Origin of the sequence: Corynebacterium sp. CNCTC7651, assembly GCF_021496665.1 — a bacterium.
Lineage (GTDB): Bacteria > Actinomycetota > Actinomycetes > Mycobacteriales > Mycobacteriaceae > Corynebacterium.
In genome coordinates, this window is record NZ_CP071246.1 from 892,450 (window position 1) to 918,421 (window position 25,972).

General features: G+C 66.6%; 23 protein-coding genes and 3 pseudogenes. 20 read left to right on the plus strand and 6 right to left on the minus strand.

The genetic code is table 11. The features are described from left to right. The first annotated feature begins 106 nt into the window (after positions 1 to 106). The 12 genes from JZY91_RS04340 to JZY91_RS04395 all read left to right on the plus strand — a co-directional run bounded on the left by JZY91_RS04340 (position 107) and on the right by JZY91_RS04395 (position 9,587). Positions 107 to 361 carry an ATP synthase F0 subunit C gene (locus JZY91_RS04340; protein WP_234948723.1) on the plus strand — a complete coding sequence of 85 codons (255 nt, stop codon included), beginning with the start codon at positions 107 to 109 and terminating at the stop codon, positions 359 to 361. 51 nt (positions 362 to 412) lie between these two features. Next, complete coding sequence (locus JZY91_RS04345; protein ID WP_234948724.1) at positions 413 to 985, plus strand: F0F1 ATP synthase subunit B; 573 nt, start codon at positions 413 to 415, stop codon at positions 983 to 985. A gap of 5 nt (positions 986 to 990) precedes the next feature. After that, positions 991 to 1,827 carry a F0F1 ATP synthase subunit delta gene (locus tag JZY91_RS04350; protein ID WP_234948725.1) on the plus strand — a complete coding sequence of 279 codons (837 nt, stop codon included), beginning with the start codon at positions 991 to 993 and terminating at the stop codon, positions 1,825 to 1,827. Between the two features lie 6 nt (positions 1,828 to 1,833). After that, complete coding sequence (gene atpA, locus JZY91_RS04355; protein ID WP_234948726.1) at positions 1,834 to 3,501, plus strand: F0F1 ATP synthase subunit alpha; 1,668 nt, start codon at positions 1,834 to 1,836, stop codon at positions 3,499 to 3,501. 61 nt (positions 3,502 to 3,562) lie between these two features. Continuing rightward, positions 3,563 to 4,534, plus strand: coding sequence for a F0F1 ATP synthase subunit gamma (locus JZY91_RS04360; RefSeq protein ID WP_234948727.1), 972 nt, complete (start codon positions 3,563 to 3,565; stop codon positions 4,532 to 4,534). A 3-nt stretch (positions 4,535 to 4,537) separates the two neighbouring features. Next, positions 4,538 to 6,061: a F0F1 ATP synthase subunit beta gene (gene atpD / locus JZY91_RS04365; RefSeq protein ID WP_234948728.1), complete on the plus strand. Its 1,524-nt coding sequence runs from the start codon at positions 4,538 to 4,540 to the stop codon at positions 6,059 to 6,061. A gap of 9 nt (positions 6,062 to 6,070) precedes the next feature. Then, positions 6,071 to 6,439 (plus strand): F0F1 ATP synthase subunit epsilon, encoded by a 369-nt coding sequence (locus JZY91_RS04370; RefSeq protein ID WP_234948729.1) that lies wholly within the window; start codon positions 6,071 to 6,073, stop codon positions 6,437 to 6,439. Positions 6,440 to 6,598: 159 nt separating this feature from the next. After that, entirely contained in the window at positions 6,599 to 7,075 is a 477-nt protein-coding gene (locus JZY91_RS04375) for a DUF2550 domain-containing protein (RefSeq protein ID WP_234948730.1), read from the plus strand. Positions 7,076 to 7,201: 126 nt separating this feature from the next. Next, positions 7,202 to 7,894, plus strand: coding sequence for an endonuclease NucS (gene nucS / locus JZY91_RS04380; protein WP_234948732.1), 693 nt, complete (start codon positions 7,202 to 7,204; stop codon positions 7,892 to 7,894). Positions 7,895 to 7,913: 19 nt separating this feature from the next. Then, complete coding sequence (locus JZY91_RS04385; RefSeq protein ID WP_234948733.1) at positions 7,914 to 8,201, plus strand: hypothetical protein; 288 nt, start codon at positions 7,914 to 7,916, stop codon at positions 8,199 to 8,201. A gap of 24 nt (positions 8,202 to 8,225) precedes the next feature. Further along, the gene (locus tag JZY91_RS04390) at positions 8,226 to 8,576 is read left to right on the plus strand and encodes an MTH1187 family thiamine-binding protein (protein WP_234948734.1); all 351 of its coding nucleotides are present in this window, start codon (positions 8,226 to 8,228) and stop codon (positions 8,574 to 8,576) included. 3 nt (positions 8,577 to 8,579) lie between these two features. Then, the gene (locus JZY91_RS04395) at positions 8,580 to 9,587 is read left to right on the plus strand and encodes a tetratricopeptide repeat protein (RefSeq protein WP_234948735.1); all 1,008 of its coding nucleotides are present in this window, start codon (positions 8,580 to 8,582) and stop codon (positions 9,585 to 9,587) included. Positions 9,588 to 9,637: 50 nt separating this feature from the next. On the opposite strand, the pseudogene glgB reads toward JZY91_RS04395, so the two are convergent. The 3 pseudogenes from glgB to JZY91_RS11835 all read right to left on the minus strand — a co-directional run. Next, positions 9,638 to 11,802, minus strand: a pseudogene (gene glgB, locus JZY91_RS04400) (1,4-alpha-glucan branching protein GlgB). Between the two features lie 142 nt (positions 11,803 to 11,944). Then, a pseudogene (locus tag JZY91_RS04405) lies at positions 11,945 to 13,759 on the minus strand (maltotransferase domain-containing protein); the annotation flags it as partial. 67 nt (positions 13,760 to 13,826) lie between these two features. Beyond that, positions 13,827 to 13,974: pseudogene (locus JZY91_RS11835) on the minus strand (maltotransferase domain-containing protein); the annotation flags it as partial. Positions 13,975 to 14,104: 130 nt separating this feature from the next. Here JZY91_RS11835 and JZY91_RS04410 point away from each other — a divergent pair. From JZY91_RS04410 to JZY91_RS04430, 5 genes are all read left to right on the plus strand, one after another. Then, positions 14,105 to 14,953 carry an ABC transporter ATP-binding protein gene (locus tag JZY91_RS04410; RefSeq protein WP_370639264.1) on the plus strand — a complete coding sequence of 283 codons (849 nt, stop codon included), beginning with the start codon at positions 14,105 to 14,107 and terminating at the stop codon, positions 14,951 to 14,953. Positions 14,954 to 15,126: 173 nt separating this feature from the next. Continuing rightward, complete coding sequence (locus JZY91_RS04415; RefSeq protein ID WP_234949052.1) at positions 15,127 to 15,963, plus strand: NUDIX hydrolase; 837 nt, start codon at positions 15,127 to 15,129, stop codon at positions 15,961 to 15,963. Further along, positions 15,960 to 17,123 carry an SAM-dependent methyltransferase gene (locus JZY91_RS04420; protein ID WP_234948737.1) on the plus strand — a complete coding sequence of 388 codons (1,164 nt, stop codon included), beginning with the start codon at positions 15,960 to 15,962 and terminating at the stop codon, positions 17,121 to 17,123. Before JZY91_RS04415 ends, JZY91_RS04420 begins: the two co-directional genes overlap by 4 nt. A 77-nt stretch (positions 17,124 to 17,200) precedes the next feature. After that, complete coding sequence (locus JZY91_RS04425; protein WP_234948738.1) at positions 17,201 to 18,346, plus strand: cysteine desulfurase family protein; 1,146 nt, start codon at positions 17,201 to 17,203, stop codon at positions 18,344 to 18,346. An 87-nt stretch (positions 18,347 to 18,433) separates the two neighbouring features. Continuing rightward, positions 18,434 to 19,513 (plus strand): glycoside hydrolase family 25 protein, encoded by a 1,080-nt coding sequence (locus JZY91_RS04430; protein WP_234948739.1) that lies wholly within the window; start codon positions 18,434 to 18,436, stop codon positions 19,511 to 19,513. A gap of 12 nt (positions 19,514 to 19,525) precedes the next feature. On the opposite strand, the gene JZY91_RS04435 is transcribed toward JZY91_RS04430, so the two are convergent. Continuing rightward, the gene (locus JZY91_RS04435) at positions 19,526 to 20,344 is read right to left on the minus strand and encodes a spermidine synthase (RefSeq protein WP_234948740.1); all 819 of its coding nucleotides are present in this window, start codon (positions 20,342 to 20,344) and stop codon (positions 19,526 to 19,528) included. A gap of 27 nt (positions 20,345 to 20,371) precedes the next feature. Here JZY91_RS04435 and mnmA point away from each other — a divergent pair, with 27 nt between their 5' ends. After that, positions 20,372 to 21,565, plus strand: coding sequence for a tRNA 2-thiouridine(34) synthase MnmA (gene mnmA, locus JZY91_RS04440; RefSeq protein ID WP_234948741.1), 1,194 nt, complete (start codon positions 20,372 to 20,374; stop codon positions 21,563 to 21,565). Positions 21,566 to 21,711: 146 nt separating this feature from the next. Here the strand turns inward: mnmA and JZY91_RS04445 are convergent, their stop codons facing one another. Next, positions 21,712 to 23,322 (minus strand): HNH endonuclease signature motif containing protein, encoded by a 1,611-nt coding sequence (locus tag JZY91_RS04445; RefSeq protein ID WP_234948742.1) that lies wholly within the window; start codon positions 23,320 to 23,322, stop codon positions 21,712 to 21,714. A 188-nt stretch (positions 23,323 to 23,510) separates the two neighbouring features. On the opposite strand from JZY91_RS04445, the gene JZY91_RS04450 reads away from it, so the two are divergent. After that, positions 23,511 to 24,434, plus strand: a complete 924-nt coding sequence (locus JZY91_RS04450; RefSeq protein WP_234948743.1) for a methionine synthase — start codon at positions 23,511 to 23,513, stop codon at positions 24,432 to 24,434. 9 nt (positions 24,435 to 24,443) lie between these two features. On the opposite strand, the gene JZY91_RS04455 is transcribed toward JZY91_RS04450, so the two are convergent. Then, positions 24,444 to 25,124 (minus strand): 3'-5' exonuclease, encoded by a 681-nt coding sequence (locus JZY91_RS04455; protein ID WP_234948744.1) that lies wholly within the window; start codon positions 25,122 to 25,124, stop codon positions 24,444 to 24,446. A gap of 88 nt (positions 25,125 to 25,212) precedes the next feature. Here JZY91_RS04455 and JZY91_RS04460 point away from each other — a divergent pair, with 88 nt between their 5' ends. Then, a complete protein-coding gene (locus JZY91_RS04460; protein ID WP_234948745.1) occupies positions 25,213 to 25,950 on the plus strand; it encodes a cyclase family protein in 738 nt (245 codons plus the stop codon). The last annotated feature ends 22 nt before the right edge of the window (positions 25,951 to 25,972 follow it).

The following is a 25,972-nucleotide window of genomic DNA, read 5'->3' on the forward strand; positions in this document are numbered from 1 at the left end:
TGAATAACCCCACACACTGTCACTCGCGCATGCGGCACTTTTTCAAAACCGCTTAGGGTGCACACCCTGACAGCCGCGGCGCACCAAGAAAGGGAACGACTTTCACATGAACGACATCATTCTTGCTCAGGCAGCTGACACCGTGAACACCGTGAACCAGTACAACGGTCTCGGCACCATCGGCTACGGCCTCGCCACCATCGGCCCGGGCATCGGCATCGGCATGCTCGTTGGCAAGACCGTCGAGGGTATGGCACGCCAGCCGGAGATGGCCGGCCAGCTCCGTACCACCATGTTCCTGGGTATCGCCTTCGTCGAGGCGCTCGCCCTCATCGGCCTCGTTGCCGGCTTCCTGTTCTAAAAGAACCACGCGCTTTTAAACCCGTAACCCTTTTTAGATCAGGAGCACCCTATGACTAACGTCAACGCACTTATCGTGGCCGCTGAGGGCCACGAGACGCTGCCGCTGGAGACGACGCCGTCGATCCTCCTGCCGGCCGCGTACGACGTGGTCTGGTCTCTTGTCGTCTTCCTCATCGTTTTCCTGCTCTTCTGGAAGTACGTCCTTCCGAAGTTCCAGGAAGTGCTGGCGGAGCGCGAAGACCGGATCAAGGGCGGCATCGAGCGTGCTGAGGTCGCCCAGAAGGAAGCAAAGGCTGCCCTGGAGAAGAACAACGCCGAACTCGCCGAGGCACGCGCCGAGGCGGCTGAGATCCGCGAGGCCGCGCGCGCACGTGGCAAGGAGATCGAGGCCGAGTCCCGCGCACGCGCCGAGGAAGAGTCCCGCCGCATCATCGAGGCCGGCGAGAAGCAGCTGCTTGCATCCCGCGAGCAGGTTGTTTCCGAGCTGCGCAACGAGATGGGACAGAACTCGATCACCCTGGCCGAGCGCCTGCTGGGCACCGAACTGTCGGATTCCACCCGCCGCTCCAACACGATCGACGACTTCCTGTCTGAGCTCGACAACGTGTCGACGAGGAAGTAGGCGAAATGAAGGCAGCTAGTCGCGAAGCACAGACGCACGTTGCAGATCAGCTCGATCAGCTGATCCAGAACTCCGACAACGCCGTCGCCGTTGCCGCGCAGGTCGGCACCGAACTGTTCCTCATCGTGGACCAGCTCGACGCCGAGCGCTCGCTGCGTGTCGCTGTCGCAGACACCTCCCTGGAGGCCTCCCAGCGTGAAGGCATTATCGGGGACGTCTTCGGCGCGAAGGTCGCCGAGCCAACGAAGCAGATCATCACCGCCGCTGCTGCGCAGGAGTGGTCCACTCCGCGCGAGTTCCGCGCTGGCCTGGTCAACCTGGGCCGCCGCGCACTGCTGCGCGGCGCTGAGGCGCAGGGGCAGCTGGAGCAGGTCGAGGACGAGCTGTACGAGCTTTCCGTCCTGCTTGAACAGGAGAAGGAGCTCACCCAGCTCCTGTCCGACCGCACCGCAACCGCAGCCCAGAAGCGCGGCCTTCTGGCCAGCGTGATCTACGGCAAGGTGACCATGTTCACCGAGGCGCTTGCGCTGCAGGTGATCGGTCGCCCCGAGCACCACCCGGTGGATGATCTGGCAGCGCTCGCAGAGCAGGTTGCAGAGCTTCGAGGCAAGACCGTGGCGCGCGTCGTCGCAGCGGAGGAGCTTTCCTCCTCCCAGCGCGAGGCCCTCGCACAGAAGCTTGAGAACATTTACGGTCGCGAGATGGCCATCCATTCCGAGGTTGACCCCAGCCTCCTCGGCGGGATGATCGTCCGGGTCGGCGACGAGGAGATCGACGGTTCCACGCGCGGCAAGATCGCGCGCCTGCGGACCGACCTCGCCACGACAACGACCCAATACTAAGAACACATGCTGGAAGAATCTACCGAGAGCAGGAAGAACATGGCGGAGCTGACGATCTCCTCCGATGAGATCCGTAGCGCGATAGCGAACTACACCTCGAGCTACTCCGCGGAGGCCTCCCGTGAGGAGGTCGGCGTGGTGACTTCGGCTGCAGATGGTATTGCCCAGGTTTCCGGGCTGCCAGGTTGCATGACGAACGAGCTGCTCGAGTTCCCGAACGGCGTCATCGGCGTCGCGCAGAACCTTGAGACCGACTCCATCGGTGTCGTGGTCCTAGGTAACTTCGAGTCCCTCCACGAGGGCGACAAAGTCAAGAGGACGGGCGAAGTCCTGTCCGTGCCGGTTGGGGAGAACTTCCTCGGCCGCGTGATCAACCCCCTGGGTCAGCCGATCGACGGCCTCGGCCCGATCGAGTCCAACGAAGAGCGTGCCCTGGAACTCCAGGCCGCCGGCGTGCTCGACCGCCAGCCGGTCGAGGAGCCGATGCAGACGGGCCTCAAGGCTATCGACGCCATGACCCCGATCGGCCGCGGCCAGCGCCAGCTGATCATTGGTGACCGCAAGACCGGCAAGACCGCAGTCTGCATCGACACCATCCTGAACCAGAAGGCGTTCTGGGAGACCGGTGACCCGTCGAAGCAGGTGCGCTGCATCTACGTCGCCGTGGGTCAGAAGGGCTCCACCATCGCAGGTGTGCGCCAGACCCTCGAGGAGGCAGGCGCCCTGGAGTACACCACCATCGTGGCGGCTCCGGCATCCGACTCCGCAGGTTTCAAGTGGCTCGCACCGTTCACCGGCGCCGCCCTTGGCCAGCACTGGATGTACCAGGGCAAGCACGTCCTGGTTATCTACGATGACCTGACCAAGCAGGCTGAGGCCTACCGTGCGATCTCCCTGCTGCTGCGCCGCCCGCCGGGCCGCGAGGCTTACCCGGGTGACGTGTTCTACCTGCACTCCCGCCTCCTGGAGCGCGCCGCCAAGCTTAACGACGAGCTGGGCGCCGGCTCCCTGACCGCGCTGCCGATCATCGAGACCAAGGCGAACGACGTCGGTGCCTTCATTCCGACCAACGTCATCTCGATCACCGACGGCCAGGTCTTCCTCCAGTCCGACCTCTTCAACCAGGGTGTCCGCCCGGCTATCGACGTGGGTATCTCCGTGTCCCGTGTTGGTGGTGCCGCACAGACCAAGGGCATGAAGAAGGTTGCCGGTAACCTGCGTCTGGACCTGGCCGCATACCGCGACCTCGAATCCTTCGCAGCCTTTGCGTCCGACCTCGATGCTGCTTCCAAGAAGCAGCTTGAGCGCGGCCAGCGCCTCGTCGAGCTGCTCAAGCAGCCCGAGAACTCCCCGCAGCCGGTTGAGTTCCAGATCGTCTCCATCTGGGCAGCCAACCAGGGCGTCTTCGATCCCGTTCCCGTCGAGGACGTGCGTCGCTACGAGCGCGAGCTGCAGGAGCAGATCCGTGCCACCGCACCTGAGGTGTACGAGCAGATTGCCGGCGGCAAGGCGCTCGACGAGCAGTCCCAGGCTGCAATCCTGCGCGTAAACGAGGACTTCGCCCGCACCTTCCAGGCAACGTCTGGCGAGCGCATCGTGCGCGAGCCGGAGGCACAGGCGCTGGATTCCCGCCAGGTGTCCAAGAACCAGCTCAACGTCGTCGCCCGCTCCTAAGTCTGCGCAGTTTGCTGAACAGATGAAGGAACCCAACATAAAGGAAGGGAGGAAGTAACCCATGGCAACGCTTCGCGAATTGCGCGACCGAATGTCCGTCAACTCCACGAAGAAGATCACCAAGGCCCAGGAGCTGATCGCGACTTCGCAGATCACCAAGGCCCAGCAGCGCGTCGCCGCGGCAAAGCCGTACGCGGACGAGCTGAAGGACGTCATGGAACGCCTCGCGGCTGCGAGTTCCCTCGACCACCCCATGCTCCACGAGCGTGAGAACGGCCGAGTCGCAGCAATCCTCGTGGTCACCTCTGACCGCGGTATGGCCGGCGGCTACAACCACAACGTGCTGAAAAAGGCTGCGCAGCTTGAGCGCATGCTTACCGACGCAGGGTATGAGGTTGTGCGGTACGTGACCGGTAACAAGGGTGTCACCCACTACCGGTTCCGCGACATGGACATCGCAGGTGCGTGGACCGGCTGGTCCCAGCAGCCGGCGTGGGAGACCACCCACGACGTGCGCCGCCACATGATCGACGGCTTCATGGCTGGCTCCGAGGGCACCACCAAGTGGCGCGAGGGCATCACCGGTGCCGAGGGCCAGGAAGTCCGCGGCTTCGACCAGGTGCACGTGGTGTACACCGAGTTCGTCTCCATGCTGTCGCAGGAGGCGCGTGTGCACCAGCTGCTGCCGATCGAGCCGGTGCTGGAAGAGTTCGAGTACGAAAACGAGAGCATGCTCACCCCGCACGAGGGCGTCGCGCCGGATATGGCTTTCGAGCCGGACCCGGACACCCTCATGGATGAGCTGCTTCCGGTGTACGTGTCCCGTTCGCTGTACTCCATCTTCTTGGAGTCTTCCGCATCGGAGTCCGCTTCCCGTCGTACGGCCATGAAGAACGCGACCGATAACGCGACCGAATTGGCAAACAACCTGTCTCGTGAGGCTAACCAAGCCCGTCAGGCAAAGATCACCCAGGAAATCACCGAGATTATCGGCGGCGCTGGCGCGCTGTCCGGTAGCGAAGAAAGTGACTAAATCATGACTACTGCTCACAACTTTGCTGAGCGCAACGATGAGGCGGCGGGCGAGGCCACGACTCAGGCTGAGGTCCAGGTCGCTGAGGCACGCGTCGAGAACACTCAGAACCCGCGCGGTTCTGAGAACGGCCGCGTCGTCCGCGTCATCGGTGCAGTCGTCGACGTGGAGTTCCCGCGCGGCGAGCTGCCTGCGCTCTACAACGCACTCGAGGTCCACATCGACCTCGGCGAAATGTCCCGCGACATCATTTTCGAGGTTGCCCAGTTCCTGGGCGACAACCTCGTGCGCACCATCGCCATGGCGCCGACCGACGGCCTTGTCCGCGGCGCACAGGTGACGGACTCCGGCAACCCGATCTCCGTGCCGGTGGGCGACCAGGTGAAGGGCCACGTGTTCAACGCACTGGGCCAGTGCCTGGACGACCCGTCGGTGGGCCAGGACGGCGAGCGCTGGGGTATCCACCGCGAGCCGCCGGCGTTCAAGGACCTCGAGGGTAAGACCGAGATCCTTGAGACCGGTATTAAGGTCATCGACCTGCTCACCCCGTACGTGAAGGGCGGCAAGATCGGCCTCTTCGGCGGTGCTGGTGTGGGTAAGACCGTGCTCATCCAGGAGATGATTACGCGTATCGCGCGTGAGTTCTCCGGTACCTCCGTGTTCGCCGGCGTGGGCGAGCGCACCCGTGAAGGTACGGACCTGTTCCTGGAGATGGAGGACATGGGCGTGCTGCCCGATACCGCCCTCGTCTTCGGCCAGATGGATGAGCCGCCAGGAGTCCGTATGCGCGTGGCCCTGTCCGGCCTGACCATGGCGGAGTACTTCCGCGATGTGCAGAACCAGGACGTGCTGCTGTTCATCGACAACATCTTCCGTTTCACCCAGGCTGGTTCTGAGGTGTCGACCCTGCTGGGCCGCATGCCTTCCGCCGTGGGTTACCAGCCGACGCTGGCAGACGAGATGGGTGTGCTGCAGGAGCGCATTACCTCCACCAAGGGCCGCTCCATTACCTCCCTGCAGGCCGTGTACGTGCCGGCGGATGACTACACCGACCCGGCACCGGCGACCACCTTCGCCCACCTGGATGCAACCACCGAGCTCTCCCGTTCCATCGCCTCCAAGGGTATTTACCCGGCTGTGGACCCGCTGACCTCGACCTCCCGCATCCTGGAGCCGGGCATCGTGGGCGAGCGCCACTACGAGGTTGCTCAGAAGGTCATCGCCATCCTGCAGAAGAACAAGGAGCTGCAGGACATCATCGCCATCCTCGGTATGGATGAGCTGTCCGAAGAGGACAAGATCACCGTTATGCGCGCACGTAAGATCCAGCGCTTCCTGGGCCAGAACTTCTTCGTTGCAAAGAAGTTCACGGGCGACGAGGGCTCCTACGTGCCGCTCGAGGAGACCATCGAGGCCTTCGACAAGCTGGCCTCCGGCGAGTTCGACGCCTACCCGGAGCAGGCGTTCAACAACCTCGGCGGTCTCGACGATGTCGAGGCGGCTTACAAGAAGCTGCAGGAAGCGTAGGAGTAAACCATGGCTGAACTTACCGCTCAACTGGTTGCGGTTGACCGCATGCTCTGGAATGGCCAGGCAAGCATTGTCACCGCGCAGACCACCGAAGGTGAGATCGGCATCCTGCCCGGTCACGAGCCGTTCCTTGGCCAGCTCAAGGACAATGGTGTGGTGACCATCCGCCCGCTCGACGGCGACCGCATTGTCGCCGCCGTGCAGGGTGGGTTCCTTGCAGTGCAGGGCGACCGCGTCACGGTCCTCGCGGACTACGCGGTCTTCGCCAGCGAGGTCGATTCCGCTGCTGCGGAGAGCGGCCTGAACGACGAGGACGAGGTGACCAAAGCACGCTCCGAAGCTGAGCTTGCCGCGGTGCGCCGCGCCTCCAAGTAGGCCCTTCGACTGCCTCATCTTTCGCGGACTGCCCCCGCCCAGTGTCACGCTGGGTCGGGGGCAGTTTGCGTATCGACGAACGTCGTAAAGCGAAAAGCCCCGAACCAGCGCCGGGGAGGACTAAGCTAAACCGAAACGCGCTGACCGGAGGGCATGTAGATGGAGATTGTCGGCTACCTGCTTGTGTTGTTGTGCGCGCTCGCTGGTTTCGCGGGCGTGTGGCGGTTCACGATGTTCCGCGACGCGGGGGCGCAGGGGCTGGTGCGCAGTTTGCCTGCTGAGGGGGTGCACGGCTGGCGCCACGGGGTGGTGCGCTACGTGGGAGAAGAGGCGCGGTTTTACAAGCTGCGCTCGCTGTCGTTCAACTATGACCGGGCGATTGACCGCCGCCAGGTCACCTTCAACGGGATGCGCGAGGTGACGGAGGCGGAGCGCGAGATCATGCCGGATGTCGAGTCTGTGCTGCAGCTCAGCGGCCCGGAGGGGGATTTCGAGTTCGCGGGGTCGCGGCCGGTGGAGATGGCCCTGATTTCTTGGGTGGAGTCGGCGCCGGACAGCCGCACGCAGCGCGAGGACATGAACGCGCTGGCGGAGCGGGCGAACCGGGGGACAGCCGCACGCAGCGCGAGGACATGAACGCGCTGGCGGAGCGGGCGAACCGGGGGCGGCGGACGCAGCGCTAGGGCCTGCAGCGCGAGGAGGCAGCAGCTGTGGGGGCTGCAGCGCTAGCGCCTGCAGCGCGAGGGGGTAGGCTAGTGCCCCATGCGCCTTGTCATCGCCCGTTGCTCTGTGGATTACGTCGGCAGGCTGGATGCCCACCTGCCGGAGGCGCTGCGCCTCATCCTGGTCAAGGCGGACGGCTCGGTGTCCATCCACGCGGATGACCGCGCCTACAAGCCGCTGAACTGGATGACACCGCCGTGCACCGTGCGCGAGGAGCGCGTGGTGGACATCGACGGCTCTGACACGGGCGAGCAGCTCTGGATCGTGGAGAATCCGAAGGGGGAGCAGCTGCGGATCAGTATCGCCGAGGTGCTTTCCGACGAAAGTTTCGAACTCGGCGCCGACCCTGGCCTGGTCAAAGACGGGGTGGAGGCGCACCTGCAGGAACTGTTGGCCGAGCACATCGCGGTGCTTGGCGACGGCTACACCCTGGTCCGCCGCGAATACCCGACGGCGATTGGTCCGGTGGACCTCTTGGCGCGGGACGCAACCGGGGTGACGGTGGCCGTGGAGGTGAAGCGCCGCGGCGGCATCGACGGCGTGGAACAGCTTTCCCGTTATGTGGAGCTGCTGAACCGCGACGAGTTGCTGCGGCCCGTGGTGGGTGTGTTCGCCGCGCAAGAGATCAAGCCGCAGGCGCGCACCCTGGCTCAGGACCGGGGTTTCCGCTGCGTGACCTTGGATTATGATGCCCTGCGCGGCATCGAGTCCAACGAATTGCGGTTGTTCTAGCAAGGATTGGTGGTGCTGCGTGGGCAGGAAGAACAGGCGGATGAACGTCACGCCGTCCTACGTGTTGCCGCGGGACGGTTCCACGTTCATCGGCACCCAGGAGGTCGAGGGCCCGAGCTGGACCCACGGCGAGATCTACAAGGTGCGCCAGATCGGCTCCTCCGCGGCGACGAAGTTCTACGTGTGCCCGGGGTGCAACCAGAACATTCCGCCGGGGCTGGCTCACGTGGTGGCGTGGCCGCGGGACACGGGGCGTGGTGTGGATGAGCGCAGGCACTGGCACCGGCACTGCTGGGAGCGTCGGTAAGCAGGCGTGGCTACGCTGGAGCGCATGATTGCAGCATTTTCCGTCGCGCCGACGGTGACCGAGGGCGCGAACGCCGAGATGTCGGAGGCCGTCGCCCGCGCAGTGCGAGTGGTGCGCGAATCCGGCCTGCCCAATGAGACCACGGCCATGTTCACCACCATCGAGGGGGAGTGGGACGAGGTGATGGACGTGATCAAGCGCGCCACCGAGGCGGTGGCCGAGGTCTCCCCGCGGGTTTCCTTGGTCATCAAGGCGGACATTCGGCCCGGTTATAACGACATGCTGCACCAGAAGATGGCGTCGCTGGAGAAGCACCTCGGCGGCGCGGGCACTGACACAGACGCAAAGATGAGCACGAACAAGGCGGAGGCGTAGACCATGGCAGATTTCAATCAGGCATTTACCGGCGGGGCGGTCGATCTCGGGGAGGTGGCCCGCCAGGCGGAGGCACGCCGCGAGCTCGCCGGCACCGAGTTCGTGCCGTTCTACACGGTCGACGACGCAACGATTGAGACCCACGCCTTCGAGCGCTCCCTCCAGATCCCCGTTGTGGTGCTCTTCGGCAGCGCGCGTTCTGCGGAGTCGGAGGTGCTGAAAGCGGATTTTGAGCGGCTCGCGGCGGGGCAGCAGGGCTTCGCGGTGGCGTATGTGGACACCGACGCGTCGCCGCAGCTGGCGCAGGCCATCGGGGTGCGCGCGATTCCGACGGTGATCGCGCTCGCCGGCGGCCGCCCCGTCACCAGCTTCGAAGGCGGCCAACCCGCCGACCAGCTCGAGGCGTGGGTGAACGCGCTGGTCACCCAGCTTGGACCGCAGCTGCGGGGGTTGGACTCCGCGGGCAACGACGCCGGCACCGACACCGCTGAGCCGGATACCGACCCGCGCCTCGCCGCCGCCACCGCCGCGCTGCAGGGCGGGGACCTTGCCCAGGCTCGATCGCTTTACGACGCCATCTCTGCCGACCCCCAAGCCCCCACCGACCTGAAGGCCGCCGCGGCGCGCGGCAATGCCGCCGTGACGGTGGCGGAGCGTGTGGACGCCGCGGTCGCCGAGCGCGTGGGCGGGGCGTCCAGCTCAGGTACCGCGAAGAACCCTGCCGCGGAGACAGGCTCTGACGCCATGGCCGGCGCTGGCCTCGGCGCTAACCCTATTGCTGCGCTGGTGGGGGAGGCTGAGGCGGATAAGGGGAACGTCGAGAAGCAAATGCTCGCGGCGGACGTAGAAGTGCTATCCGGAGACCCGGAGGGCGCGTTCGCGCGGCTCCTGCCGCTGGTGAAGGCGGAGCCGGCCGCGAAGGCGCGGCTGCTGGAGCTGTTCACTCTGTTCGAGCCGGGCGACACCCGCGTGAAGGCGGCGCGCACCCAGCTCGCCAGCGCGCTGTTTTAGCGCCTAGTCACGGCGAGCGGGGTAAACACCGCGAGCGGGGGGCTGCGAACTTAGCGCGCCGGGGTGTACCACTGCACGCTGAGTGCGGGGATGGTCAGCGCGGCGGACTGGTCGCAGCCGTCCCACGCGGTTGGCTCGGTGTGGATCGTCTCCGGCAGGTCGTTGCCCGCGCCGCCGTAGATGTCCTTGTCGGTGTTGATGAGCATGCGCCACTCGCCGCCTTCCGGCAGGCCCAGGCGGTAGGACTGGTAGGTGTTGCCGGAGAGGTTCACCACCGCGACCAGCGGCTTACCGTCGGCACCCCTGCGGGTGTAGGCGAGAAGGTTGTTCTGCGCGTCGTCGCCCTTGATCCACTGGAAGCCCATCGGGGAATTATCGCGGGAGAACAGGGCGGAGTTGTCGCGGTAGACAAAGTTGAGGTCGCGCACCAGGCGCTGGACGCCGCGGTGGAACTCGTGGCCCCAGCTGTCGCCGACGTTGTCCCAGTTGATGGAGTGCGCCTCGTCCCACTCGGTGGTCTGGCCCCACTCGCAGCCCATGAACATCAGCTGCTTGCCGGGGTGGGAGAACATGTAGCCGTAGAGGGCGCGGAGGCCGGCGGCCTTGTTCCAATCGTCGCCAGGCATGCGCTGCCACAGCGAACCCTTGCCGTGCACCACCTCGTCGTGGCTGAACGGCAGCACGTAGCGCTCCGAGAACGCGTAGACCAGGGAGAACGTGATCTCGTTGTGGTGGAAGGCGCGGTAGATGGGGTCGAGGGAGAAGTACTCCAACGTGTCGTTCATCCAGCCCATGTTCCACTTCAGGTTGAAGCCCAGGCCGTCCGCCTCGGTCTGGGCGGTGACACCCGGCCAGGCGGTGGATTCCTCCGCGATGGTGAGCACGCCCGGGTGGGCGCGCTGCACGGTGGCGTTCATCTCCTGGAGGAACTGCACGGCCTCCCAGTGCTCGCGGCCGCCGTACTGGTTGGGCAACCACTCGCCAGGCTCGCGGGAGTAGTCCAGGTAAAGCATGGAGGCCACGGCATCGACGCGCAGGCCATCCAGGTGGAACTCCTCGAACCAGTACAGTGCGTTGGCCACCAGGAAGTTGCGGACCTCGGCGCGGCCGAAGTTGAACACGTAGGTGCCCCAGTCCTTCTGCTCGCCGCGGCGCCAGTCGGGGTGCTCGTAGAGGGCGGTGCCGTCGAAACGCGCGAGCGCCCACGCATCCTTGGGGAAGTGGGCCGGGACCCAGTCCACGATGACGCCGATGCCAGCCTCGTGGCACGCATCCACCACAGCGCGGAACTCATCCGGGGTGCCCCAGCCTCCGCCACCGGGAGGAACTCCACGTGGGTGAAGCCGTTCTCCACAAGGTACGGCACGAGCTCCTCGCGCATGGTGGCAAAGTTGGAGCCCTGCTTCCAGGAGCCGATGTGGCACTCGTAGATGCTCATCGGCGCGTTGGTGGCGTCGACGCCGGGGCGGTTGCGCATCCATTCGTCGTCGCCCCATTCGTACGTGCTGGCGCCGGCCACCACGGAGACGGTCTCCGGCGGGGTCATGGTCTGCTTGGCCAGCGGGTCCGCCTTGTCCACGCGCACGCCGTCTGCGGTCTGCACCGCGAACTTGTAGGCCGTGCCGGCGGTGATGCCGGGGATGAAGATCTCCCACACACCGGTGGAGCCGAGGGAGCGCATGGGGTACTGGTTGGCGTTCCACTCGCAGAACTCGCCCACCACGGCCACACCTTGCGCGTTCGGGGCCCAGACAGCGAACGCGGTGCCCTCAACCTCGCCCATCGCGGTGGTGTAGGTGCGCACGTTGGCGCCCAGCACGTCCCAGAGGCGCTCGTGCCGGCCCTCGCTGATCAGGTGGAGATCCAGGGAACCAAGCGTGGGCAAGAAGTGGTACGGGTCTGCGATGACCTGCGGCTCTGCGCCCGGGTAGGTGACCTTCAGGCGGTAATCGGGGGCGCGCTCAGTGTCCAGGCCGGCAACCCAGATGTCGTCGCCCGCCGCTTGCATGGCAACCTCGCGGTCCTCCAGCACCAGGGTGACATCCTCGGCGCCGAGCAAGCGGGTGCGTACGACGGAGCCAGAGCCGCCGCCCGTCACCGCGTGCCAACCATAAAAGTCGTGCGGCGCGTGGTGCTTGCACTCCACCAGGCGCTGGCGGTCCTGCTCGCCGATGAGCAGGGTTGGGTCAATCTCGGGCGTGGAGGGCGAGGTCATGGGTTTTGCGTCCTTTGAATCACAGACAAATTTGTATCGGGTGTCCTGCGCAGGCTGGTCCAGCGCAGGGTATTCCCCAACGGTACCCAAGTACTCAGACAGCAGCACTCAAACAGCAGCACTCAACCGTCGGGGGCGCGGCTTAGGGGCGGTAGTCGTGGTCAGAGATGCGTCGGAAAGCAAGTGCCTCCCGGCGCTCCGGGGCAACGTCCGGCAGGCGGAACACGTGGGCGACGTTGACCTGCGGTGCGAGGCGGACGTAGTTCTCGCCCGAAGTCCAGGTGTAGCGCTCGCCGGTGATCTGGTCGTGCACCTCGAAGGGCTCGCCCGGGTTGAGACCCAGCTCGTTCATGTCCAGGCGTAGCATGCCCTCCTGGGTGAAGAACGGGTCCAGGTTCACCACCACAAGCACGGCGTTGCCGGTCACCGCGTCGACCTTGGAGTAGGCGATCAGCTTCTCGTTCGCCACCTCGTGGAAGTGGATGTTGCGCAGCTGCTGCAGCGCCGGGTTATCGCGGCGGATGCGGTTGAGCAGGGTGAGGTACGGCTCGAGGGACTCGCCGCGCTCCAGCGCCGCCGCATAGTCGCGCGGGCGCAGCTGGTACTTCTCCGAATCCAGGTATTCCTCCGAACCCTGGGCGACCGGCTCGTGCTCGTAGAGCTCGTATCCGGAGTAGACGCCCCACAGCGGGCTCATGGTGGCAGCGAGGGTCGCGCGCAGCGCGAAGGCGGCCGGCCCGCCGGTCTGCAGGAATTCGTGCAGGATGTCCGGGGTGTTCACGAACAGGTTGGGGCGGCTCACGTCGGCCACATCCACCAGGAGCTGGGCGAAGTCCGTCAACTCCGCCTTGGTGGTCTTCCAGGTGAAGTGGGTGTAGGACTGGCTGAAGCCCGCCTTGGACAGGCCGTACATGCGCGGCGGGCGGGTGAACGCCTCCGCCAGGAAGATCACGTCCGGATCCGTCTCGTGCACCTTGCCAATCAGCCAGTGCCAGAAGTCCACCGGCTTGGTGTGCGGGTTGTCCACGCGGAAGGTGGTAATGCCCAGGTCCACCCAGTACATGACCACGCGGTAGATCTCCTCGTAGATGGTCTCGCGCGTGTTGTCGAAGTTGATGGGGTAGATGTCCTGGTACTTCTTCGGCGGGTTCTCCGCGTACGCAATGGTGCCGTCCGCCAGCACGGTGAAGAAGTCCGGGTGCGCCGCCGCCCACGGGTGGTCCGGCGCGGCCTGGAGCGCCAGGTCCAGCGCAACCTCCAGTCCCAGCTCATCCGCGTGGTCCAGCATGTCCAGGAACTCTTCCTCGCCGCCCAGCTCTGGGTGGAAGGCGTCGTGCCCGCCGGCCGCGGAGCCGATGGCCCACGGGGAGCCCACGTCGTGCGCCTCCGGGGTGAGCGTGTTGTTGCGGCCCTTGCGGTTCACCTCGCCGATCGGGTGGATCGGCGGGAAGTACACGGTGTCGAAGCCCATCGCGGCAACGCGGTCCAGTGCCGCCGCCGTGGTCGCCCAGGTGCCGTGGACCGGCTCCCCGTTCTCGTCCCAGCCGCCGGTGGAGCGGGGGAACAGCTCGTACCAGGAGCTGACGAGTGCTTTACGACGCTCAACCAGCACGTCGCAGATCGGACCGTGCGAGACCAGCTCCCGCAGCGGGTAGGCATCGAGCACCTCGCGTACCTCATCTGCCAGGCCGGCTTCGATGCGGGTCTGGAGGTCCAAAGAATCGTCGGCAAGCGTGGCCCCGGCCTGCTCCAGCACTTCGCGCGCGCCCTCGGGGGTCTGCTCCGTGGCGGCTGCGAAGAGCGCGACGCCGTGGTGGATGTCGTTCGCCATCTCGGCCGCGGACTGGCCGGCGTTGAGCTTCTTGGACACTGCGTTGCGCCAGGTGGCCATGACATCGCTCCATGCGTCCACGCGGAAGCGCCACAGGCCCTGCTCATCCGGCACGAACACGGCGTGCACGTAATCGGGGCGGTAGACACCTCCTGCTGCATGTGCACGGAGTACTGCTCGCCGCTCGGGGACGTGAGCAGGAGCGTCGCGGCAATCGCGTCGTGGCCCTCGCGCCACACCAGGGCGGACACGGGCACCACTTCGCCGACCACCGCCTTGGAAGGCAGGGTGCGCCCGGAGATCTGGGGGCGGACATCATCAATGCCGAAGCGTGCAACCATGGTTACCTCTTTGCAGTGGTTCGTGAGGGTATCGCCGATATCAATTCCAGCGTAGCCAAGCCCGCCACCTCAGACCCGCCGAAATTTCAGCTTCACCACAAGGGCGGGCAAATAGTCCACAATGGGAGGGGTGAATACGGAAAAGATCGCGGAGCCGACCACGGACGAAGACCTGTTGATTGACTTCCAGGGGGTTTCCTTCATCCGGGGAGGGAAAACCCTGGTGGGGCCGGTGGACTGGCAGGTGGAGCTGGATGAGCGCTGGGTGATCATCGGCCCGAACGGAGCCGGCAAGACCACGCTGATTCGGATGGCGTCGGCGCAGGAGTTTCCGTCCTCAGGCGTGGCGTTTGTGCTGGGGGAGCGCGTGGGCCGCACCGACATGCGCGACCTGCGCGCCTCCATCGGCCTGACCTCTTCGGCGCTTGCGGGGCGCGTGCCTGACGACGAAAAGGTGGGCGACCTTGTCGTCTCCGCCGGGTACGCGATTGTGGGCCGCTGGCGCGAGGAGTACGACGAGACCGATTATGAGCAGGCTGTCGAGGTGCTTGAGCAGGTTGGCGCCATGCACCTGGTGGACCGGACTTGGGGCACGCTTTCCGACGGCGAGAAGAAGCGCGTCCTTGTCGCCCGCGCCGTGATGACCAATCCGGAGCTGTTGATTCTGGATGAGCCGGCCGCGGGCATGGACCTCGGCGGGCGCGAGGACCTGATCGCCTACCTGGGGGACCTGGCGCTGGATCCGGATGCACCGGCGATTGTGATGATCACGCACCACCTGGAGGAGATTCCCTACGGCTTTACGCACGCAATGCTTCTCGACGAAGGCTCCGTGGTGGCGCAAGGGTTGATCGAGGACGTGCTGACCTCGGAGAACGTGACCAAGGCGTACCACCAGCCGATTGAGGTGAGCTACGACGACGGCCGCTTCACCGCCCGCCGCGCCCGCGCCAAGCGTTCCGGCGCGCACCGGAGGTAGTTTCGGGGCAGTCGCTGCTAGGGCGCTGCTAGGGCGCTGCGGAGCAACACCGGAGGGAGGTGATCGGGGAAGTGCGAAAGGTCACGGCGGGTACTGCGGGTACTCACGGCACGGCGGGTACTGCGGGTGCGGCGGGTACTGCGGGTACCGGGGCTAAGCGCACCACGGGGGCGGTGTCGGCCGACGCGGGCGATGCCATCGACGTCACCGAGACCCGCGGCTTCGGTGGCGCGCGACTGTCCGCCACCGTGATCCTCATGCGCGACGGCGCGGACGGCATCGAGGTGTGGATGCAGGAGCGTGTGCTGTCCATGCCCAACTACCCCGGCATCACCGTGTTCCCCGGCGGCGGCGTGGACACCCGCGACTTCCCGGGCCGCTCGTGGGACGACGGCGAGCTGTGGACGGGCCGCTCCGGCATCTCGTTGGCCCGCCAGCTGGGGCTGACCAAATATAAGGCGCACGCCATCATGTTCGCCGCGGTACGGGAGCTGTTCGAGGAAACCGGCATCTTCATGGCGGTTGACCACTACGGCAACCTGTTGGACGACGCGAGCATCTACCACGAGCACCGCCTGGCACTTGAGTCCCACACGCTCTCGCTCACAGACGTGCTCCAGCACAACGACCTGCAGGTTAGCGGCGACCTGCTTTTGCCGTTCGGCCGCTGGATCGGCCAATCGGAGCGCGGCACCTGGTTCGACACTTTCAGCTTCCTCGCCGCCAACCCGGAGGGCCAAGAACCGGACGGCAACACTGGCGAGGCGGACGACGCAAACTGGTTCCCGCCGAGCCTCCTCATCGAGGGCTGGCGCCACGGCCTAGTTCGCTTCGCCCCGTCCACCTGGTGCCAGCTCAAGGAGCTCGCGGAGCACGACACCGTCGCAGCCGCGCTCAAGGCCGCGGACGGGCGCACCATCGCCCCGATCATCGGCGACCCGGTGGATGAGGAACACATGGAGGAATATTTTCACCGCGCCCCGAAAGACCGGATTGGGCGACATCTGTGAGTTTCACCCTGGAAGAGGTCGCGTTCCTCGCCGCCAACGCGGAGCGCATCGCGGCCGTTGCGCCGGAGATCGCGCTGACCAAGCAGACGGTGTTCGCGGACCGGGCGCTCCTCGAGCGGAAATTCGGCCCGGAGTACGCCAGGGCGGTGTCGGTGTTGGTGGCGGCGCAGCGGGTGAGCGTCGGCAAGCATCCGAGCTCCTGGCTCACGGATTATGACGCCGCGCAGCAGGCCACCCCGCGCGCGGTGGCGGATGTGCGGGCGCGGCACGTGGCGGCGGCGGGCGCGCAGTGGGTGCATGACGTGACATGCTCCGTCGGTTCGGAGGCGCCGGCGTTTGCGGCGGCCGGTGTGGGCTGGCTGGGCTCGGACCTGGACCGCTCGAGGCTGGCGATGGCGCGCCACAACCTCGGCCCCGATGCCTGGCTGGCCTGCGCCGATGCCCTTGCCCCGGTGTCAGCGGCGCCGGTGGTGGTGGCGGACCCGGCCCGGCGTGCGGACGGCCGCCGCATCACCGACCCCGCGAAGCTGATCCCGCCGCTGCCTGACTTCCTGGCGGCGCACGCGGGGCGCGAGCTGGCGGTGAAGTGCGCGCCGGGCATTGACTACAGCGAGTGGGAGGGCCTGGTCAGTGTCGTTTCCCTCGACGGCGGGGTGAAGGAGGCCTGCCTGTACACCCCCGGCATCGCGGGCCGCGGGCGGGAGGCCGTGGTGTTGCGCTCGGATGGGTTCGAGGAGCGTTGCTTATCGACGGATCCGGACAGCGCACCCGTCGCCGAACCCGGCCCGTTCATCGTGGAGCCCGACGGGGCCATCGTGCGCGCAGGGCTGGTGCGGCAGTGGGCGGCGCGGCACGGGCTGTGGATGCTGGATGAGCACATCGCGTTCCTGAGCGGCGACGCGGTGCCGGCGGGCTACAGCGGTTTCCCGTTTATTGAGGCGGTGCCGCTGAAGCGGTTGAAGGCGGCGCTGAGCGCGCACGGGGCGGGCAGCGTGGAGATCCTCGTGCGCGGTGTGGACGTGGACCCGGACAAGCTGCGTCCGAAGCTGAAGCTGAAGAAGGGCGGCAGGCCGATGGCGGTGGTGATCGCCCGCATCGGCGACGCCGCGGTGGCGCACGTGTGCGGGGCCCGGGTGCACGTGCCAGCGGGGGCGGGGTAGCGGCAGGCGGGGTTGGGGAAGGCGGGGTGACGCTTGCCTGCCGGGGTAGCGCTTGCCAGCGGGTCTAGGCTGATGGCATGAGTGACACTCCCACCTACCTCGACCACGCCGCCACCACCCCCATGCGCCAGTGCGCCATCGACGCCTGGGTGGAGCACGCCCGCGCCGTGAATCCGGGCAGCCAGTACGCCGCGGGGCGCGCCGCGAACGCCGTGCTGCAGCAGGCGCGCGAGCAGGTGGGGGAGCTTTTGGGCGCGGACCCGGTGGAGGTGGTGTTCACTGGCTCCGGCACCGAGGCGGACAATATCGCGGTGCGCGGTCTTTACGCGGCGCGGGTGGCTGCGGGCGCGCCGCAGCGCGTGGTGGCCAGCACGATTGAGCACCCAGCGGTGCTGGAGTCGGTGCGGGCGCTGGAGGCTGCCGGCGCGGAGGTTGCGTGGCTGGAGGCGGGCCGGGACGGGCACGTGGCGGATCTTGCCGCGCTGGATCGGCCGGCCGCGGTGGCCGCGCTGATGTGGGCGAACAACGAGACGGGCGCGATCCAGCCCGTTGCCCAGGCCGCCGAGCGCGCCGCGGCCGCAGGCACCCCGCTGCACGTCGACGCGGTGCAGGCCGTGGGCAAGGTTCCGGTGGATGCGGGCCGGGACGGGCACGTGGCGGATCTTGCCGCGCTGGATCGGCCGGCCGCGGTGGCCGCGCTGATGTGGTTGTTAGCGAAGCGATCGCCGGGGCCGCAGCCGTTGGTGGTGGGCGGCGGCCAGGAGCGGGGCTTGCGTTCCGGCACGGTGGACGTGGCGGCCGCGGCGGCGACGGCGGCGGCGCTGGCTGAAGCGGTGAGCGAAATGGAGGCGGAGCGTGCCCGGGTGCGAGGGCTGCGGGACGACTTGGTAGCGCGGGTGCGAGCGGAAATCCAGGGCGCAACCTTGACTACCGCGGAGCCCGCGCTGGACGGCCACGCGCACTTCATGTTCACCGGCGCGAATGCGGACGCGATGCTGATGCTTTTGGACGGGTTGGGGATCGAGGCCTCGGCGGGGTCCGCCTGCTCCGCGGGTGTGGTGCAGCTCAGCCCGGTGCTCGAGGCGATGGGTATCGGTGAGGAGGAAGGCATGGGCGCGCTGCGGCTCACGCTGGGCCGCACCACGACGCAGGCGGACGTGGACCGGCTGGTGGCCGAGCTGCCGGCGGTGGTGGAACGGGCGCGCGCCGTGGGGCGGTTGTAGCGCACACCACCCGCGCGAACGCGAAACTCGTGTGACGCGTGTGTCGCATGTGAATGATGGGACGGCGGCGCACTACACTTCCTGACCATGCGTGCCCTCTCATCGCCTTCTTTCTCCTTGCCTCGTGGTGTTCAAGCTGTCGTCGCAACGCTTGTTGCAGCGACCTTGGCGCTGGTAGCGGCCGTCGTCCCGCAACGCGCGGAGGCGCTGCCGGCGCTGACATTGCCGGGGCTGGTGTCCGGGGTGGACGTGGCGGGGCACCAGCGGCCGGGCGGGGCGCCGATCAACTGGCGCTCGGTTGCGGGCCCGGGCGGGCAGCAGTTCGCGTTTGTGAAGGCCTCCGAGGGCGTGGGCTGGAAGAACGTGTTCTACGACGAGGACGCCCGCGCCGCCGCCGACGCCGGGATGCAGGTCGGTGCCTACCACTACGCGCGCCCGATGGAGGATCCGATCGCGCAGGCCCGCTACTTCGCGGACGTGATCAACGCCGGCCCGGCGCTCACGCTGCCCCCGGTGCTGGACCTGGAGGTAGACGAGGGCCTCGGCCCCATCGCGCTCGCCGCCTGGACCACCGTGTTCCTCAACGAGCTGGAGCTGCGCACGGGCAAGCGGCCGATGATCTACACCTACCGCTACTTCTGGTACGAGCACATGAACAACACCAACGCGTTCACCTCGTACCCGCTGTGGCTCGCCGCTTACCAGAACCAGCCGCCGCGGCCGGTGGGCGGATGGGACAAGCTCTCCTTCTGGCAGCGCAGCGACTCCGGGCGCGTGGCCGGCATCAACACCCCGGTGGACATGAACCTGTTCAACGGCAACGCGGCGCAGCTGGGCGACTTCGCGGCCGGCAACCTGCGCGCGGGCGGCGGCGTGCTGGAGACCTTCCAGGTGCCGGACTCGGGTGAGCTGCGCGTGCTCGAGCAGGACAACACCAAACTCGTGCTGGCTATTCTGGGCCTCGCCGCGGGCGTGCTGGGGCTTTCCCAGCTTGCGGACGCCGCCTCCCAAGCCGGCTTCAACCCCACCGACGCCGGCAACATCGCGGGCCTGGTCCAGCAGCTGGCCAACCGCGGCGAGCTGCCGCTCGAGGACCTGGCGAAGATGATCGCGGGCCAGTACCAGATCGGCGACCTGCTGATCCTCCTGGACAACGCCGCGAAGTAGGGGCTTTTCGCTTTACGACGTTCCCTTTGCCGCCCCCTCATCCCCGCGGGCCGTGCCCTGCCTGGCCAGCGCGCGGCACCATTCCTCGGGGGCGAACTTCGCCGGCACCGCGCCTTTAAGCAGGTTCCGGGTCAGCTCGGGCGAGGCCTCCAGCGGCCGGTTCGCCCCGATGAGCACGATGTTGCCGTAGCGGCGGCCCTTCAACATGGGCGGGTCCGCGATGGCTGCGACGTGCGGCCAGACCTCGCACATGCCGGCCAGCTCATCCTTGGCCTCCTTCAAGTTGGCGTGGGAGCCGCAGTTGGCGAGGTAGAAGCCGTCGTCGGCAAGGCTCGTGCGCGCGGCGCGGTAGAACTCCACCGTGGTCAGGGAGCGCGGGGTAGTGGCGGAGGTGAACACGTCGCGGATGATCACGTCGCGGGTGGCGGGTTTGAAGCCGTCGGTTGCCTCGCGGGCGTCGGCGGTGCGGATTTTCACGGCGGGTGCCCGGGGAACGTCGAAAAGCGTGCGAGCGAGGATGGCCAGCTCCGAGTCGATCTCCACCACGGTGCTGCGCGAACCCGGCCACGCGTGCGCGAAGTAGCGCGCGAGGGTGCAGGCGCCGCCGCCGAGGTGGGTCAGGCGCGCCTTCGGGCGGGCACCGGCCGGGTAGGCCGCGTCGAGGAAGTCGGCGATCCAGCGCATGTACTCGAAATCGAGCCGCTCCGGGTCGCCGGGCACGATGTGGGAGCTGGGCACCCCGTTGACCAGCAGCACCATGGAGCCGTCCGGTTCGTGCAGCACCTCGGCGACACCGGTATCGATCTCGTGAAACTCGCTTTTTGCCGCCATGGTTTGCCCAGCGTACACTGCGCTGCCATGCGAATTTTGGTGGCGATGAGCGGGGGAGTGGACTCCTCCGTCGCTGCCGCGCGCCTTGTGGAGGCCGGCCACGACGTCGTCGGCGTGCACCTCGCCCTGTCGAAGGACGCGCGCCAGACCCGGGAGTCCGCCCGCGGCTGCTGCTCGCTCGAGGACGCTGCCGACGCGCGCCGCGTCTGCGACAAGCTGGGCATTCCCTTCTACGTGTGGGATTTTTCGGACCGCTTCAAAGAGGACGTCATCGACGATTTCGTCGGGTCCTACGCCCGCGGCGAGACTCCGAACCCGTGCCTGCGCTGCAACGAGAAGATCAAGTTCGCTGCGTTGCTGGACCGCGCGCTCGCCCTCGGCTTCGATGCTGTGGCGACGGGGCACTATGCGCGCATCGACTCGGACGGCCACCTGCGCCGCTCCACCGACCCTCTCAAGGACCAGTCCTACGTGCTGGGTGTGCTGACCCGCGAGGAGCTGGACCACTGCATCTTCCCGGTCGGCGACACGGAGAAGCCGCAGATCCGGGAGGAAGCGGCGCGCTACGGCTTTAGCACCGCGTCGAAGCCGGACTCCTACGACATTTGCTTCATTCCGGACGGCGACACCCAGGCGTTTTTGGGCCGCTCGATCGGCCTGCGCCCGGGCATGGTGGTGGATCAGGAGGGCCGCGAGCTCAAGGAGCACGACGGCGCGTTCCAGTACACGATCGGCCAGCGTAAGGGTCTGAACATCCGGGTCCCGGCCGCCGACGGCAAGCCGCGCTACGTCACCGATGTCGACGCCTCGACTGGCACCGTCACCGTCGGTCCCCGCGAAGCTCTCCGCGTTACGACGATCGCCGCCGACCGCCTCAAAGTCCTCCACCCCGCGATGGTGGGCGCGGGTGCGGGTGTTGGCGCGAGTGCGGGCACGAAGGCTGGAGCTGGGACGGATGCTGGAGCGGGGACGGATGCTGGAGCTGGGACGGGCGAGGCTACCCGGTTTAAGGCCCTGGTCCAGATTCGCGCCCACGGCGGGGTTGTCGGCTGCACCGCGACCGTCGATGTGGCGGCAGGCAACGGTGGCGAGATGGTGCTCGAGCTGAAGGAACCGCTCGAGGGCGTGGCCCGCGGGCAGGCGGCGGTGCTGTACTTGCCGGACCCGGACGGGCTGGGTGATATCGTGCTCGGTTCGGGCACAATCTGCGGCACGGCGTAGTTTGAGTGTTCGCCCCGGGGAGGGGTAGAACGGGGGAGAAAGCGCCCGTTGCCAGGACTCGATCCACGGCACCATTCAACGCAGCACGGCGCAGCACAGCACCGCGTAACCAAGGCACGTCTGCGCCCGGTGCTGCGGGTCGTCTGCTAGAACGGCCATCCGGGTGGGCGTTCGGGTATTGGTTCGTCGTCAAAGTAGGGGGTCCCTGCAGATGCAGGTTGTCCGCCTACATGCGCGGGGTGCCGGGTGTTCGGGCCATGGGGATGCTGACCACGCGCCGCGGGTGGTGGCGGTGCGGGAAAGAGCGGTGGATCGGGCTCGGTCGGCGCGGGGCGTTGGCGAGTCGCGGCGCGCTGCCGTAGCTTGTGGCCCGCCGAATCATGCGTACCCAGAGAATCGTTGAATTCAATTGATCCGTCCGGTGCCACGACGCCGACGCGATTGCTTTCGGGATCTCGGTCCACATGGTGCCTGCCGTCCGATCCATCCCTTCTGTCGTTGTTATGGCCGTGGTGTTGGCGACATAACCCGATGAGGTTGTCGATGTCGGTTGGTCCGCCCTCGATGTAGGGGATGATGTGGTGGATCTCTGCCTGGGTGAATGGCTTGGAACACCCGGTCCACGCGCACACTCCCTGCATCGCCAGCAACGCTATCCTTTGCGCAACGGTGGCAAGCCGGGTCTTGCCCATGGAAAGCGGCAGGTTGGTCACACGGTCGAACTGGACGATGAAGTCCGTACCGTTCAGCCCCAGACGAAGAATGTCGGTAGCCGTGAGGTCGATGCCGGTATTCGTCGGAAACGCGGTGTCGGAGGTGGCATCTTCGAGGTCGTCCATCGTGATAGACAGGACTACCGAAGCCGCGCCGCGGTGCTGGGACTGCCGTGCATTCTCGTACGACTGCAAGATGGCGCGCAGTTGGTCATAACGACGCTGGTTGGGGGTGCGGGAATCCTCCTGGGAGGGACCGTCGAAGTTGATGCCGGGCGCGTTGCCCGACTCGGTCAGCGCGGCCCAAAGTGCGGCGTCGCCCGGCGGCAAGATGACGGTGCCCTCGAAGGTGCCGTCGTAACGCTCGCGCAGCTGGCTCATGCTCCGCGCGTCCCACGTCGCGTTGGGGTCGATCGGTGCGTGCGCGGCATTCGCCTGCTTGACCAGGCGCTCGGTGAAGCGGCGGACATCCTCGGGGGCGTGATCAATCGCGTACGCCATAGCTTCGCCGACAATGCGGTGGCGCTCGCACGCTGCGCGATCGGTGAGGTCAACGAGCGCGCGGTTGATGATGCGCTGCTTCTCCTCGCTCACCGACCGGGACTTGCGACGGGTCTTCGCCTTGCTAGTGGGTTGCGGATCCTCGTCCGACTTCTCTTGAGACGGCGTTTCCTCGTTCGGATCAGTGGTTTCCTCGCCCGGCGTGGCGGGGTCATCCGGCTCGGACTCCGGCTCCGGAACGGGTTCCGGGCCGTACATGTCCCGTGCGCGGCTAAGCCGGCTGGCTGCCTCGGCCTTGGACAGGCCCAGCTTTCGCTTCAGATATTCGTTCGGGTAGGTGGCACCGACATGTCTGCCTGCACCGTCTCTGTCGCAGATAAACGCAAAACTCACATCGGTAGCAGCTTTGAGGGATGTGACGCTCTCAAACCTTTCAAGATCCTCATGTATCTCGTCGAAATGCAGGTTGGAGGGGTCGTCCATGGCGTCTGCGAGCGCGCGCATTGCTGCCAGTGCGTCGTCGACAAGCTGCGTGATGCTCATGGTTCCACCTCCCTTCCTGCGTTTGAAGACCACCCTATTCGGAGAACCGACACTAACGCAATCACAAATGTGTAACAAAAGGGTAACAAAACGCTCGGACCGGCAAAGGTAATGGGCGTCCATAGTCTGGCGGATCGCTCATATTGTGTTTAAGCGAAACGTAAACCACAACCGGTAGAATCCGAACCGTGTCAGCACCCCACACCCCAGCCCCCGGCCGCACCCCACCAACCGGCCGCACCCCAACAACCGGCCACACCCCGCTCGCGTTCGGCCTCGGACCGGTCCCCGGCACCACGCCCGCGGACTTCGAGGAAGCGGCGGACATCATCCTCTCTGAGACCCCGCTGCCGCACATCCCACAGCTTCCGGCACGCGGGGTCGGCTCGGATGCCGTCGGTCGCACGGCGGCGCTGCTGGATATCCCGATCGACCGGGGCCCGCGCGGCTGGCGCGTCGCACCCCGCCCGTCCACTCGCGCGATGTACACGGACCGCTTGGAGAGAGACCTGGACATCCTCGAGGAACTCTGGGCGGGCAAAACCACGCAGGTAAAAACCCAGCTGGTCGGCCCGTGGACGCTTGCAGCGGAGATCGAAATGGCCAACGGCCACCGCATGATCACAGACCCCGGCGCGCTCCGCGATATCACTGAGGCGCTGGTGGAGGCGGTTGCGGCGCATCGAAGGAGCGTCGAAAAGCGTCTTGCCCCGACCGTGCTCCAGCTGGACGAGCCGCGCCTGGCCGACATCATGCGCGGCACCCTGCCCGGCACCACGGAGTTCGAAACCATCCCCGCTTTCCCGGAGCCGGAGGAGCGGCTTGCACCGTTCGAGGCGCTGCTCAACGCACCTTTGCTTATCGACGTTCCCTGGCAGACCGCCAAGCACCCGGACAACCAGCACCTAGATCAGCTCGCGCGTTTGCTCGACCGCGGATCCCGCGTGGCGTTCCCAGCCATGCCGCGTGCCACGTTTCTGCGCCTGTTCGACGAGCTGCAGCTCGACCCGGCGGAGTGTGCGCTCGATGTATACGCGACGGCTGGCACAACCCTGGCCGAGACCGCCACGAGCTACCGCGCCGCCCGCGAGATGGCGGAGGGGATCCGCTGACGCCCGACGCTACCCAATCATCGGCCAGCTGGGGGAGCAGTTGGACGCATCCTTGCCGCGGCCTTCGAGGTAGCGGCGTCGGTCCTCCTGCAGTTTGTAGTGCTCGACGGCCTGAAACTCCATCAGCGCGCCGGTATCCATCTGCGTCAGCTCAGGCCACTGGCGCACCTGCTTCCACGCGATGCGGGCGGCGGCCATGGCATCAGATGTGGCCTCGTGGGCGGTATCAATCCGCACGCCGTACACCTCGCACATGTCGCCCAGGCGGCGCGACCCCTTGCGGTAGCGGTCCTTCGCGCGGTCAATCAACAGCGGGTCATACACCGGCCCAGTCACGGTGAAATCACCGGTGAGCTGGCGCAGCACCGTCAGATCGTACGGCGCGTTGAACACGATCAGGGTCAGGCCGTCGTCCCAGGCAGCCTTAATTGCCTGCACCGTTTCCCGCAGCACTTCCTCGTGTGGACGCCCCTCGGCGCGAGCCCGCTCCGTAGAAATCCCGTGCACCGCAGCTGCCTCAGCCGGGATCTCAACCCCCGGGTCCGCCATGGTCTCGGTGGCGTGGACCTCTCTACCGTCGATACGCACGAGCGCACTCGTGACAATGCGTGCCTCGCGCGGGTTTGCGGAGGTGGTCTCGAGGTCGAACGAGAGCATGCGTGAGGCATCGAAGCCTACTGCGGTAGCCATGCGCACCATTCTATCCACCGCGCAAGAGCCCGCCCCCGGTGAATACAAAGGTTGCCCGGCCCGCCGGCGCTGGCGGATGGTCAGACGTATGACTACGTTGAACAGCTTCCAGCAGACGGTCCTCGGCGCGCAGCGTGTGGACCTCACCCACCAGGTTCATGCGGAGATTCCCCGTTTCCCGGCGTTCGAGCCGATGCGGGAACGCACCGTGAACACCATCGCGGAGCACCGCTTCTGGGCCAAGGAATACACCTTTGCCACCCCATACGGCACGCATATCGACGCACCCGGGCACTTCGCCGAGGGCAAGAGGCTTGTCGACGCCATCGGAGCCGACGAACTCATCCTTCCCCTGTTTGTCCTGCACCTGGAGAGCGAGGTGGAGAGCAACCCGGACTATGAGGTGACCGTGGAGGCTATCCAGGCATTCGAAGCGGAGCACGGCGAAATTCCGGAAGGCAGCTTCGTCGCGTTCTCCAGCGGCTGGCACTCCCGCTGGGATGACCCCGCCGCGTTTGTGAACCACGACGAAAACGGGGTGCAGCACACCCCCGGCTGGTCTCTCGATGCTCTGAAGTTCCTCGTGGAGGAGCGCAAGGTGGCCGCGGTAGGCCACGAAACGCTGGATACGGATGCCGGCGTGACAGCGGCAGAAAAGGGCTTCCTCTACGGCGAGCTGTACATCCTAGAGCAGGACATTTACCAGGTTGAGGTGATGAACAACCTGGACCAGGTGCCCGCGACCGGCGCCGTGATCGTCGTCGGCCCCGCCAACATCCAGGGTGCGCCGAGCATCACCTCTCGGGTGTTCGCGCTCTTTGCTTAAGTAGGCCCCTACACTTGCTCCC